Genomic DNA, 13,065 nt, shown 5'->3' with positions numbered 1-13,065 from the left:
CGGTTGTCTCATATTTTTTATTTTTAAGGCAAAGTTAATTTAAACACACTGCCACCTAAGTGTCCGCCATTTTCCAGTTCAATGAAACCCTTTTTCCCCGCGCGTTGGTGTGCCGCTGCTATTTGCTGAGCAAAATAAATGCCCAGTCCTGTTCTGGAGCTTTCATTAGGCTCGATTAAAGCGGTTGTCACTGCGGCAAGCATTTGTTCTGGGTAACCCGGTCCATTATCGGCTATTTCGACAGTAACCTGGCCGTCATCTCGATGCACTGCTGTAATAACTAACTTATCGGCGGTATATCGCATGGCATTAATGACAATGTCATTCAGCAGGTTAATGATAAGATCCCGGTCGCAATAAACGTAACAGTCCTCGCTAATGTTAACTTCAAGAGTTATCGCTTTTTGTTCCAGGTAGAGCTGGTTATTCATTACCAACTCTTCGACAATTTCATCAACATAATGACAGTCGACGTTAAGCGAGCTATTTTGTTGTTGATAACGATATAAGTGTAATAGGTGAACCAAATTTGAATTGATTCGCTGCGCCTCGTAGTAAAGCTGAGCCACCTTGGGCCCAACCGTTAAATCCTGGGTTTCTTCTGCAACGTTCTCTAACTGTTGTAGTACTAGCGCCAGCGAGTTCTTCATATCGTGCACAGAACTGGCCAGTACGGTAGAAAAGTCAATTTCACGGTTCATAATTGTCGAACTATATTTAGTTATTGGCATAGATAATTAAATTACTATACTATTTTGGCATAAACCAGTTTGGTATAAACCAATGCGGCAACATCAGGTAGCTTAGGTATGAAATTACAGCAACTACGGTACATTGTCGAAGTGATGAATCACAACCTAAATGTATCTTCGACGGCAGAGAGTTTGTTTACATCGCAGCCCGGTATCAGCAAACAAGTCCGAATGTTGGAAGACGAATTGGGTATCCAGATATTTGGCCGTACTGGCAAGCATTTAACGCATATTACTGCTGCCGGGCAAGAAGTTATCGATATTGCTCAGAATGTATTAGAGCAGGTTAACGCTATTAAAGCGGTAGCGTCAGAACATAACCAACCAGATTGTGGCAAGCTCAATATCGCGACCACCCATACTCAGGCTCGTTATGCGCTGCCTTCGATAATCAAAGGTTTTATTCAACAGTATCCAAAAGTCTCTTTGCATATGCACCAGGGGTCCCCCCAGCAAATTAGCGAAGCGGCTGCAAAGGGGCGAGCCGATTTTGCAATTGCAACTGAGGCTCTGCACTTGTACCAGGATTTGATCATGCTGCCGTGTTATCACTGGAATCGCTCTATTATTGTCCCAAAAGATCATCCTTTAGCGCAGGTTAGCAAATTGGCTATTGCTGATATTGCAGATTATCCGTTGGTAACATACGTTCATGGTTTTACCGGTCGTTCCGAGCTCGATAAAGCGTTCGCAGGGGCGGGCAAGGAGCCACGAATTGTATTTACTGCAACCGACGCTGATGTAATCAAAACCTATGTGCGTATGGGAATAGGTATTGGTGTGGTCGCCAGTATGGCTTATAACGCGGATGAAGATAAAGATTTAGTGGCGATTCCTGCACATCACTTGTTTGATCCAAGTACCACCAAAATCGGGTTTCGTCGCGGCACCTTTTTGCGAACGTATATGTACGACTTTATCGAGAACTTCGCACCGCATTTGACCAAGTCTAAAGTAGAAGAAGCAATGCGCTTAAAGACTCACGAGGAAATTGAGCAGTTGTTTGCTCATCAACAATTACCGACGCTTTAAAGCGTCGGTAATCTGCCGACTAAATTCATTAGCATTCGATAATATTAACCGCAAGACCGCCACGGGCGGTTTCTTTGTATTTGGTTTTCATATCATTGCCAGTATCCCACATTGTTTTTATAACTTTATCCAGAGATACTTTGTGGTTGCCATCGCCACGCATGGCCAGACGCGCCGCATTAATTGCTTTTATTGCGCCCATTGCGTTGCGTTCAATGCATGGTACCTGCACCAGGCCCCCGACGGGGTCACAGGTCAGTCCTAAATTGTGCTCCATACCAATTTCCGCGGCATTTTCAACGGTCGATGGTGGTCCTCCGGTAAACTCTGCTAATGCTCCAGCTGCCATTGAACAGGCTACGCCGACTTCGCCTTGGCAGCCAACTTCGGCGCCCGAAATTGATGCGTTTTTCTTGTAAAGAATACCGATCGCTGCTGAGGTTAGCAGGAACCGAACCACAGCATCATCATCGAGTTTTTCGATAAACTTGTCGGCATAACTCATTACTGCTGGAATAATGCCTGCTGCACCGTTCGTTGGCGCAGTTACAATTCTGCCGCCGGCTGCATTTTCTTCATTAACAGCAAGTGCAAACAAATCGACCCAGTCCATAAATTGCATCGGTTCACTGGTTTTTTCTTTTTTCAGGCGCTGATAGAGTGCTGATGCGCGACGTCTTACTTTTAAGCCGCCGGGTAAAATGCCCTCGGTGGTGATGCCGTTATCGATGCTTTGCTGCATGGTTTTCCAGATTTTCAGCAAACCTTCGCGTATTTCAGACTCTGATCGAAATACCTTCTCGTTAGCCATCATTAACGAGCTAATGCGAAGTCCATGCTCATCGCAGTGTTGCAGTAATTCTGCAGCGGTATCAAATGGGTAGGGAATGGGTTTGCTGGACTGCTCGATAGCTTCTTCTAAAGTTTCATCAAAGTCTTCGTCGCGAACGATAAAGCCACCGCCAATCGAGTAGTAAAGATCTTTGTACACCACCTCATTATTCTTCAGCAAACGTAATTCCATCGCATTGGCATGTTTTGGCATTGTTTTGCGGCGATGAAATATAATAGCCCCTTCGCGAGGAAAATTAACTTCATATTCACCCAGCAAATTGAGTTTTTGGGTGTCGTTAGTTTTGGCTAAGAAATTTTCGACGTTGTCGGTGTCGACAGTCTCCGGTAACTCGCCAGCTAAACCTAAAATAACGGCCTTGCCGGTGCCGTGACCTTTACCGGTCTGGCCAAGAGAACCAAACAGTTCAACCTCTACCGCGTCCGCCTGTTCAATATGGCCAGCCTGTTGGGCTGCTCGCAGAAATTCGTAGGCTGCGCGCATAGGTCCAACGGTATGAGAGCTGGAAGGACCGATACCAATTTTATAAATATCAAAAACACTGATCATTAGTGGGACCTGTCTTTATATAAAATGTATTTACAAGCTATTGTCGCATGGAGAGCCAGGGTTTTGGCAAGATTTCTGCGTAATTAATTTAGCGGTCTGACCTGCTGTCGGTATTCTGGTTGTAGTTGTTCGGCCAGCTCTCTCAGTATACCTGCGGTTGCGCCCCAGATATTGCGGTGTTGCCAGGGAATAAAATAAACCCGGTCGTAAATAAACTTGCGGATTCGATAGGCATAATGATTGTTCATATTAAGAATATCCGCCAGTGGTACTTCAAAAATTTCAGCAACTTCGCCAGCCTCAGGAACTAATGGTTGTCGGGGAGTTACGAAGCCTACGTAGGGGCGAATCATAAAATTACTCAATACCGGATAGTCTTGCAGGCGTCCGATAACTTCGACCTGGTCACGCGGCAGTCCGATTTCCTCCTCGGTCTCGCGTAAGGCTGTGGTTAAAAGGTGTTTATCCTGTTGCTCGTAGCGGCCACCCGGAAAACTAATCTGCCCAGCGTGCTGTCGTAATTTCGCTGAACGTTGAGTTAAGATAAGTGATAACCCATGCTCCCGTTCGACAAGAGGAATGAGCACAGCCGCCGGTCGCAGTCGTTTGCGCAGAGGCTCATCGACTCGCCGCGATACTGGCGCGTGTGGGTGTAAGTTAAAACGGCGAATAAAGTCGGCACGGCTTCTAATGCTCATACTGACTCCAGTACCGGCAGAATTCGGGCTACTTTGTCTAATGTTTCTTGATATTCTGCAGGCTCTTCAGAGTCTATCACTAAGCCGCCGCCAGCCCAGCAGTATAGATGTTGGCGCTCTGCTAATACGGTGCGAATAGTAATACTGCTGTCACAATTTCCGTCTATTGAGAAGTAGGCCATAGAACCGCAGTAAACAGAGCGCCGGTTGGGTTCAAGCTCTTCGATAATTTCCATGGCTCGTATTTTGGGAGCGCCTGTTATCGAACCACCGGGAAAAGCAGCCCGGACAAGATCTATTGCGGTCTTATCCGGGTTAAGTTGACCAATCACCGTCGAAACCAAATGATGTACCGCGGGAAAGCTCTCGATGGCGAACAACTGAGGGACATCAATAGTACCGGGTTGGCAGCTTCGCGATAAATCATTACGCAGTAAATCAACGATCATAAGATTTTCCGCGCGATCTTTTTCTGATGCCTGCAGTTGCTCACGTTGTGCTGCATCTTGTTCGGTATCGCTAGCGCGGGGGCGAGTTCCTTTTATTGGTTTGGTCTGTACTTGCCCGCTACTGTCAACGGCTAAAAAACGTTCTGGCGAAACGCTTAAAATACAGCCTTCCGGCAGTCGCATAAACGCCGAAAAAGGGGCATCATTAACCGTACGTAATTGCTGGTAGGCATGCCACTCGTTGCCTTGATACTGTGCGCGAAATCGTTGCGCCAGATTGATTTGATAACAATCGCCAGCGAGTAAATAGTTTCTGACTTGTTGAAAGCATCGCTGATAGTAGCTGCGTGTCATATTGCTCTGCCAGTTCGAGGTTAACCTGAACGGTTCAGTATGACGGGTGGAGTTGCTTAACCAGCTTTCAATTAAATCTGAGTGCCTGCCCTCAGCTGCCAGCACCCATAACTGAGCGGTGTGCTTATCAATCATAAGGGCTTCGGTATAAAAGCCCAGACAGGCATCCGGTATCTGATATTCTGCTAAATTATCAGCTGGCAGCGTTTCTAATTGGCGACCCAAATCGTAGCCCAGTATACCGGCAAAGCCGCCGCTAAATGGCAGTTCCTGCGGGTTACTAATTACAATGTTTGGCTGGCACTGTCGCATAATTTGAGAGGCCGCTTCCAACATCGATGTTTGCTCAATGCTTGACGGCTCCGGTAATAATTCTGACCAGCGCTGGCGTGCTTGGGTTAAATGGGTTCCGTGTGAGTCGGCAGATAATACAAACTCAGGCGCCTTCAGGAGGATATGGTAGCGGCTATCAGAGTGCGCCGCAGCCGCCGAATCAAGCCATAGTGAGTAGTTTTCGTGTTGATGCTTAGCAAAGCAGTGACTAACCCAGAGGTCTAACTCTAATGATTCGCTGCGCGCACGATCGGGTAATCGTGAGGAAAATTCCTGCCATGACAACTGTAAACGCTTGGGCACCGTTAAATCATCCTTATCTGATTATTCTGCTTAGTGTATCACAGCCCTTGGTGGCTGGTCATAAGGGCATTAAAACGCTATCATGAGCAGGTTATGTTTCCAATTCTCGAGGTGTTGTTGGATGGCCACCATTCGTCAAAGTGATTTTATCGAAAGCATCGCTGATGCGCTGCAATATATTTCTTATTACCACCCGCTAGACTTTATCCAGGCACTCGATCAAGCCTATCAGCGCGAGCAGAGTGAAGCAGCAAAAAATGCGATTGCGCAAGTGCTGACCAACTCCAGGATGTCTGCTCAGGGACACCGTCCTATTTGTCAGGATACGGGAATAGTAACCTGCTTTGTAAAAGTGGGTATGGCGGTGCAATGGGACAAAGTCGACCTGACTGTCCAACAAATGGTTGATGAAGGAACGCGCAGGGCTTATACCAACCCAGATAACCCGCTACGCGCATCAATCGTTGCAGATCCTGCTGGCGCCCGTAGAAATACCGGTGATAATACGCCGGCTGTGGTGCACTTAGATATGGTGCCAGGTGATCAGGTTGAGGTGATGATTGCAGCCAAAGGCGGTGGTTCTGAGAACAAATCGAAAATGGCTATGTTAAATCCCAGTGATTCAATTGCCGACTGGGTAGTCGAAACATTACCTAAAATGGGGGCTGGCTGGTGCCCACCGGGAATGCTGGGTATTGGTGTTGGTGGTACCGCAGAAAAGTCAGCCGTATTGGCGAAGGAATCGTTAATGGATCCCGTTGATATTCATGAGCTTGTCGAACGTGGACCGCAAAATGCAGAGGAAGAGCTGCGTTTAGAAATTTTTAATCGGGTTAACGATTTGGGGATTGGTGCGCAAGGACTCGGCGGGTTAACAACGGTACTGGACGTTAAAATCAAATCGCTTCCTACGCATGCCGCCTCTAAACCGGTGACATTAATTCCTAACTGTGCGGCAACCCGGCATGTGCATTTCACTCTGGATGGCAGCGGTGTTGCTGATTTGACACCACCAAAATTAGAAGACTGGCCGGATGTGACCTTCGAACTTGGTGATGACGCACGTCGAGTAAACCTGGATGAAGTGACTAAAGAAGACATTCAGGACTGGAAAATGGGCGAAACAGTATTGTTGTCGGGGAAATTATTAACCGGGCGTGATGCGGCTCATAAGCGTATTAAAGATATGCTGGAGAAGGGCGAAGAGCTTCCTGTTGATTTTAATAATCGATTTATCTATTACGTTGGGCCTGTTGACCCGGTTGGTGACGAAGTTGTTGGGCCTGCGGGGCCGACGACCTCAACGCGGATGGATAAGTTTACCGATATGATGCTAGAACAGGCTGGTATTACTGGCATGATAGGCAAGGCGGAGCGTGGCCCTGCTGCAGTCGAGAGTATTCGTCAGCATAAGGCGGTTTACTTAATGGCTGTCGGTGGTGCGGCATATTTAGTCGCCAAGGCAATTAAGCAAGCCAAGGTTGTAGCATTTGAAGATTTGGGCATGGAAGCTATCTACGAATTTGAAGTAGAAGACATGCCGGTAACTGTCGCAGTGGATAGTGATGGTAATAATGCTCACACCGAAGGGCCTGCCATCTGGAAAGTAAAAATAGCCGATATGCACGAAAAAGCAGGAGCTTAATTAGTGGGGGCTATTAGCTTAAACGAGGGTATCACCGCTTGGGTGATACCCTTATTTTTTGCATTGTTGCTGGTTTTTGCCGGGGTTGCGGTTTGGTTGTTATTACGTCAGCAAGTAAAGCAATTAAGGCAAGAGTTGCAGCAACAGCAGCAACAAAACCAAGCATTACTAGAACGCGCTCAATACGCTGAATCGCAATTACAGACGCAGCGTGCCACAGCCTTGCATGAACGCCGTAGTGCCGAGGAAAAAGTACGATTGTTGCAGGCCTCAGAAGAACGGCTTACTCAGCAGTTTGAAAATTTAGCGAATAAGATTTTTGAACAAAAATCACAAGGCTTTCAGCAGCAAAATCAACAGACATTAGCTGCCACCCTGGAACCTTTTAAACAACAGTTAGATGCATTTAAACGTCAGGTGCAACAACAGTATACCGACGAAACTAAAGAGCGCAGTGCGTTAAAAACTGAATTGGTGTCGTTGCGAGAGTTAAACCGACAGATGGCACAGGAAGCTGAAGCGCTGACCAAGGCTTTAAAAGGAGATACGAAACAGCAGGGTAACTGGGGGGAGTTGGTGTTGGAACGTATTCTGGAGCAATCCGGACTACGAGAGGGGCATGAGTACAATACCCAAAGTCATCATCGTGATGACCAGGGCCGCGCCTTTAAACCTGATGTTTTGGTGCATTTGCCCAACCAAAAAGATGTGGTGATCGATTCTAAAGTCAGTCTATCCGCTTATGAACGTTATTTTAACTCTGATGATCAAGCTCAGAAAGAGCAACTATTGCAAGAACATGTGCAGTCATTGAAACAGCATATAAAGCAGTTAGGAAAAAAGAACTATCAAAACCTCGAAGGTATTCGCACGCTCGATTATGTATTGATGTTTATTCCTGTGGAACCCGCTTTTTTGTTGGCGGTAGATCGTGAGCCGCAATTAATTAGGCTGGCATTGGATCATCAAATAATGCTGGTCAGCCCAACTAATTTATTGGTTGCTTTACGGACTATTCACAATATTTGGCAATACGAATATCAGAACCGAAATGCCGAAAAAATTGCGATCGAGGCCGCCAAGCTCTATGACAAGTTTGTCGGCTTTATCGATGATTTAGAAAAGGTTGGTAGTAGTCTGCAAACTCTGGATAACCGCTATCAAGATGCCATGAAAAAGCTGAGCAGCGGGCGTGGTAATCTGGTTAGCCGCATTGAGAAGTTCCGCGAAATGGGAGTGCAGACGAGTAAGCGGATTGGCGATAACTGGCTGGATGACGAGTCGGAGGATTCGAAATCGGATTCACTCGACCGCAAATAAACCGCACCGAATTAATCAACACCACGCATAACTGATGCTCTACCGGGCGTTGTGCTCCCTGACGGCTGAAGCTATTGAGTCTTAGTGACAGTTGTAATTGGTTATTTTTATTGGCCAGCAATAGCGCGTTAAAGGCTTGCTTTAAGCGGCTTTGGTCGAGCGATGAGTAACAATTTAACCAGCGCCGGGGTGGGCATAGGCGTTGGTTTTGCGGTAACGAATATAATGCCTGCAGGGCGTCGCTGAGCAATAGTATCCCGCTGTCCGCCTGATATAAATAAACATAGGGAGTGTGAGCTTCTGTCATGTCGCTGTTCCTTAGCCAAAGTTTTAATCACTAACTATCTGTAGTTTAAAAACAGCGACATGAATTACTACGCTTGGAGAGCCTATCTGCTTGTATTATTGCAGCGCTTTATTGCGGTAGTGATCAACCCATAATGAGGTGGCACCGGCAATTGCGACAGGCATAACGATTAAGTTAACGAGTGGGATCATAGTAAGCACGATGACACCAAAGCCAAAGCTTAACGACTTCCCTTTTTGTGCTCGTAATTCAAAGCGCATGCGGGTGAATGGCAGTTTATGGTTATCAAAGGGATAGTCCAGGTATTGAATTGACATCATCCAACAGACCCAAATAAACCAGATAACCTGACCGATTACGGGAACTACTAGTGACAATAAGAAAAAGCCCAGAGCTCGTGGCAGGTAGTACCACATTTTTTGAAACTCGCGTCCCAGAGTTCGCGGAATGTCTTTGACTAGACCGGCTAAGCCCTCGTCGCTTATGGTTTGGCCACTCTCATATTGCTCTACTTTTTCAGCCAGTAAGCCGTTAAACGGGGCTGCGATCAAGTTAGTAATGGAAGTAAATAAAAAATAAAACATGGCCAGAATAAACAGCACTAAAATCGGGTATACCAGATATTCAAGCCACTGAAAGTAAGAGGGTAACCACTCGGTTAGCCGCTCGGTTAGCTGCTGTGTGGTCGCGGTTAGCCAATAGACTGCACCACTAAAAAGAACCAAATTAACTAAGATAGGGATAATAACGAAGCGCTTTAGGCCTTTGCTCTGAATTAATTTAAAGCCACGCGCTAGATAGGCAAGACCATTGTCACTGTAGAGGTGCTGCTGCATTTTATCGGTTCCTTATTAGAAACAACTTTTCATTGCTAAAGTGTATCGCGTGTCAGTCTGTTCTGCAGCTTTGAAATTGTTACAAAAACCTAATGAATCTGCTACAGTCAAAGCTCTATAATAGCAGCCGTGTTTATGCCCTAACTACAATTATAATGCGCTTAAAACATATAAAACTGGTTGGCTTTAAATCCTTTGTCGACCCTACAAAAGTTCCCTTCCCAGACCAAATGACTTGTGTCGTTGGGCCGAACGGCTGTGGCAAATCGAATGTTATTGACGCGGTGCGCTGGGTGTTGGGAGAAAGCTCTGCCAAAAACCTGCGTGGCGATGCCATGAGCGACGTTATTTTTAATGGTTCAGCATCGCGTAAGCCAGTGTCACAGGCTAGTGTGGAGCTGGTTTTTGATAATGAGAGTGGGCGGATTCAGGGTGAATATGCGGCTTTCAAAGAAATATCCGTTAAGCGTCAGGTGAGTCGTGATGGCCAGTCCAATTATTTTTTAAACAATAGCAAATGTCGCCGCCGTGATATTACCGATTTATTTTTAGGCACGGGGTTAGGGCCACGCAGCTACGCCATCATAGAGCAGGGCATGATCTCGCGTTTAATCGAGTCAAAGCCTCAGGAACTAAGAGTTTTTATCGAAGAGGCGGCAGGCATTTCTAAATATAAAGAGCGTCGCCGGGAAACTGAAAGCCGTATTAAACACACCCGCGAAAACCTGGAGCGGATAGCGGATGTTCGTGAGGAGCTGGGACAACAGCTCGAAAAGTTGCAACGCCAGGCTTCTGCGGCAAAGCGTTTTAAAGAACTAAAAGCGCAGGAACGGCAATTAAAGGGTGAGCTTTATGCGTTACGTTGGCAGCAATTGGAACAAAAACGGCAACAACTGCAAACAGAGCTTGAACAGCAGCGGACGGAATTGGAGCGTTGGCAGGCCGAACAGACGGGAGACGAGCGTGGTGTTATTGAACGCCGTGAGCTGGCGCAACAGCTAAAACAAACGGTTGACGACCATCAGCAGCAACTCTTTAAGATATCGAATCAGGTCACCAGACTAGAACAGTCCATCCAGCATCAGCAACAACTGACAGAACAACGCAAGCTTCGTCATCAGCAATTACAACAAGAGCTTGAGGAATTGCAGCAGCAGGGTGAAGAAGATAGCCAGCAGCAGCAACGCCTAGAGCAACAACAACAAGCGTTAGAACCGCAAGCAGAGCAGCTTGAGGAGCAATTGTTATTGGTCGAGGATCAGTTGCAGGACGCGGACGAGCAATGGCAACAATATCAGCAGCAACAACGTGAACATCAGCAACAGCAACGACATGTACAACAGCAATTGCAACAGACTGAATTGCAACATCAGCGCTTGCAGCAGCAACTAAGCTATTTGCAGGAACAACAACAGCAACTGGCTGAACAACAATCTGAACTTGATCTGGCGACGGCGAAAAGTGAACAGCAGCAACATAAGCAACTGTTGCAAGAATGTGAGAATAAAGTCACAGAAACTGAGCAACAACAGCAGCAACATCGGTCACAGTTACTGCAATTACAGCAACAATTGGAGCAAGCCCGACAGCAGCAACTGGAATGTCAGCAGCGCAGTCAGCAACAGCAGACACGCTTGCAGACATTGCAGCAGTTGTTGCAAAACCAACAGTCAGAACTATCTGCCGCTGCAGAGAATTGGCTGGAGCAGCAGGCTGCTCAGCCGCTGCGTGAAGTGTTAAAGGTTGAACCAGAATGGCGACGTGCTTTAGAAAAAGTTTTAAAGCCTTGGTTAGATAGCTATTGGTTATCAAAGTCAGTAAGCGCTAGTGAACTTCCTAAGGGCATTAGTGTGTTGTGGGCAGAGGACAGTGCGCCTGGTGCGGATGACAACACTGCTGCAGCGGTTGTTTCTGGCCCGGCCCGGCAATGGTCGTTACTGCGCTACTGCATACTGGTCGACGCGTTAGAGCAGGCACCACGATTGTTCGCACAGTTACCGCAAACTATATTGGCGCTAACCAAAGAAGGTCACTGGTGTACTCCTCAATCGTTGGCTGTGGACGGCTTGAGTGAGGGTGACAGTATTCTTGAAATTCAGCAGCAAGTACGAGAGTTAGAACAGCAATTGGTGCCGTTACAATCAGATTATGATGATGCTTGTAAACAAGTTATTGCTGCTGAACAGAAATTTCAGCAGGCAGAAAGTGACCAACAGCAGTTACAGCAAGCGCTGCAGGTACAGCAAACTGAGCTGACTAAGCAACAGCAACGTTATAGCTACAGCCAGCAGCACTATCAACAGCGACAACAGCAGCAGCAAAAATTAGTCGAACAACAACAGCAATTAGAGCAACAACAAGCCCTCGCAGAAGAACAGTTAGAACAGCTGCAACAGCAGCAGGATGAGTGGCAGCAACGACTTGATCAGTTTCCGGAGCTGCAGCCAGAGCAGCAAGCCGAGTTAGAGCAGCAATTACGGCAAGCGCAACAGCAGCAACAACAATTGAGTAGTCGGCAACAGCAAGTACAGTTAGAGCGACAGCATTTACTCACCCAGCGACAACAGCTGGAAAAATTAAATGAGCGTCATCAACAGCGTATTCAAGCTTTGCAGGATGAGTTGCAAACAGTGTCTGAGCAGGAGCTGACAGAGCAGCAGGAGAGTGATCGAGAGCAGTTGCAGCAATTGCTTGAGCAGCGTGAGCAGGCAAGTGAACAGTTGCAACAGCAACGTGAGCAACTTGCAGAGGTCGAAAACGAACTGCATGAATTGACTCAGGGAAGTTCTGCGTTGCGCGAGAAAATAGCGCAGATCCAGCAGCAGATGCAGTCGACAGAAATAGAATTGGCCAAGTTGCAAGAGCGCACCCAAGCAGTACTAGAGTCGTTGGCTGAAACCCGGCTTAGCTTAAAACAGCTGCTGCAAGAAATCGATGAACAAGCGGATGAAAAACGTTGGGAACAACAGCTGGAGCGAGTGCAGAGTCAGATTAAACGGCTGGGCGCGATAAACTTAGCCGCGATTGACGAGGCTGAAACGCAAAAACAGCGTAAAGATTATCTTGATCAGCAGTACGATGACTTATTCTCGGCACTTGAAACGCTGGAAGAAGCAATACGCAAAATTGATAAAGAGACGCGTCAGCGATTCAAAACAACCTTTGAAGCGGTTAACCGCGATCTGCAGTTATTGTTTCCTAAGGTGTTCGGCGGCGGCAGTGCGCAGTTGCAGTTGACCGATGATGACTTACTGGAAACCGGGGTCGCTATTATGGCTCAACCTCCGGGAAAGAAAAACAGTACGATCCACTTGTTAAGTGGTGGAGAAAAGGCGCTAACCGCTTTATCATTGGTGTTTGCTATATTTCGTCTGAACCCCGCACCATTTTGCTTACTGGATGAAGTGGATGCACCTTTGGATGATGCCAATGTTGGACGGTTTTGTCGCCTGGTTAACGAAATGTCAGAATCGGTTCAGTTTATTTATATTAGTCACAATAAGGTAGCAATGGAAATGGCATCACACTTAGCCGGTGTTACTATGCAAGAGGCAGGCGTATCACGACTGGTTGCAGTCGATGTTGAACAAGCGGTCGCTATGACCGAAGGCGAATAACTATAACCACAAAGGGT

At 46.9% G+C, this 13,065-nt stretch carries 9 protein-coding genes; 4 read left to right on the top strand and 5 right to left on the bottom strand.

Annotated features, from left to right (window positions below; all coding sequences use genetic code 11):
- Positions 1-23 precede the first annotated feature (23 nt).
- Positions 24-701, bottom strand: coding sequence for a sensor histidine kinase (locus CWI81_RS05470; protein WP_126784266.1), 678 nt, complete (start codon positions 699-701; stop codon positions 24-26).
- A gap of 108 nt (positions 702-809) precedes the next feature.
- Here CWI81_RS05470 and cysB point away from each other — a divergent pair, with 108 nt between their 5' ends.
- Positions 810-1,784, top strand: coding sequence for an HTH-type transcriptional regulator CysB (gene cysB / locus CWI81_RS05465; protein ID WP_126784265.1), 975 nt, complete (start codon positions 810-812; stop codon positions 1,782-1,784).
- Between the two features lie 28 nt (positions 1,785-1,812).
- Here the strand turns inward: cysB and CWI81_RS05460 are convergent, their stop codons facing one another.
- The 3 genes from CWI81_RS05460 to pabB all read right to left on the bottom strand — a co-directional run bounded on the left by CWI81_RS05460 (position 1,813) and on the right by pabB (position 5,323).
- Positions 1,813-3,186, bottom strand: coding sequence for an L-serine ammonia-lyase (locus tag CWI81_RS05460; protein ID WP_126784264.1), 1,374 nt, complete (start codon positions 3,184-3,186; stop codon positions 1,813-1,815).
- Between the two features lie 83 nt (positions 3,187-3,269).
- Positions 3,270-3,884 carry a CoA pyrophosphatase gene (locus CWI81_RS05455; protein ID WP_126784263.1) on the bottom strand — a complete coding sequence of 205 codons (615 nt, stop codon included), beginning with the start codon at positions 3,882-3,884 and terminating at the stop codon, positions 3,270-3,272.
- Positions 3,881-5,323 (bottom strand): aminodeoxychorismate synthase component I, encoded by a 1,443-nt coding sequence (gene pabB, locus CWI81_RS05450; RefSeq protein WP_126784262.1) that lies wholly within the window; start codon positions 5,321-5,323, stop codon positions 3,881-3,883. Before pabB ends, CWI81_RS05455 begins: the two co-directional genes overlap by 4 nt.
- Positions 5,324-5,444: 121 nt before the next feature.
- Here pabB and CWI81_RS05445 point away from each other — a divergent pair, with 121 nt between their 5' ends.
- Together CWI81_RS05445 and rmuC are read left to right on the top strand one after the other, a co-directional pair.
- A complete protein-coding gene (locus CWI81_RS05445) occupies positions 5,445-6,968 on the top strand; it encodes a fumarate hydratase (RefSeq protein WP_126784261.1) in 1,524 nt (507 codons plus the stop codon).
- A 3-nt stretch (positions 6,969-6,971) separates the two neighbouring features.
- Entirely contained in the window at positions 6,972-8,288 is a 1,317-nt protein-coding gene (gene rmuC / locus CWI81_RS05440; protein WP_198678641.1) for a DNA recombination protein RmuC, read from the top strand.
- A 402-nt stretch (positions 8,289-8,690) separates the two neighbouring features.
- On the opposite strand, the gene cysZ is transcribed toward rmuC, so the two are convergent.
- Positions 8,691-9,431, bottom strand: coding sequence for a sulfate transporter CysZ (cysZ, locus tag CWI81_RS05435; protein WP_126784260.1), 741 nt, complete (start codon positions 9,429-9,431; stop codon positions 8,691-8,693).
- Between the two features lie 155 nt (positions 9,432-9,586).
- Here cysZ and smc point away from each other — a divergent pair, with 155 nt between their 5' ends.
- Positions 9,587-13,048, top strand: a complete 3,462-nt coding sequence (gene smc / locus CWI81_RS05430) for a chromosome segregation protein SMC (protein ID WP_126784259.1) — start codon at positions 9,587-9,589, stop codon at positions 13,046-13,048.
- Positions 13,049-13,065 lie beyond the last annotated feature (17 nt).

The sequence above is a fragment of the Idiomarina seosinensis genome (genome assembly GCF_003987275.1).
In the GTDB taxonomy this organism is placed as follows: domain Bacteria; phylum Pseudomonadota; class Gammaproteobacteria; order Enterobacterales; family Alteromonadaceae; genus Idiomarina; species Idiomarina seosinensis.
The sequence above is the reverse complement of the archived record's forward strand: the minus strand, read 5'-3'. Positions and strand labels throughout refer to the sequence as shown.

Coding starts and splice junctions, on each gene's coding strand:
- CWI81_RS05470 (WP_126784266.1), bottom strand. CDS start 701: ATGAACCGTGAAATTGACTTTTCTACCGTACTGGCCAGTTCTGTGCAC.
- cysB (WP_126784265.1), top strand. CDS start 810: ATGAAATTACAGCAACTACGGTACATTGTCGAAGTGATGAATCACAAC.
- CWI81_RS05460 (WP_126784264.1), bottom strand. CDS start 3,186: ATGATCAGTGTTTTTGATATTTATAAAATTGGTATCGGTCCTTCCAGC.
- CWI81_RS05455 (WP_126784263.1), bottom strand. CDS start 3,884: ATGAGCATTAGAAGCCGTGCCGACTTTATTCGCCGTTTTAACTTACAC.
- CWI81_RS05445 (WP_126784261.1), top strand. CDS start 5,445: ATGGCCACCATTCGTCAAAGTGATTTTATCGAAAGCATCGCTGATGCG.
- cysZ (WP_126784260.1), bottom strand. CDS start 9,431: ATGCAGCAGCACCTCTACAGTGACAATGGTCTTGCCTATCTAGCGCGT.
- smc (WP_126784259.1), top strand. CDS start 9,587: ATGCGCTTAAAACATATAAAACTGGTTGGCTTTAAATCCTTTGTCGAC.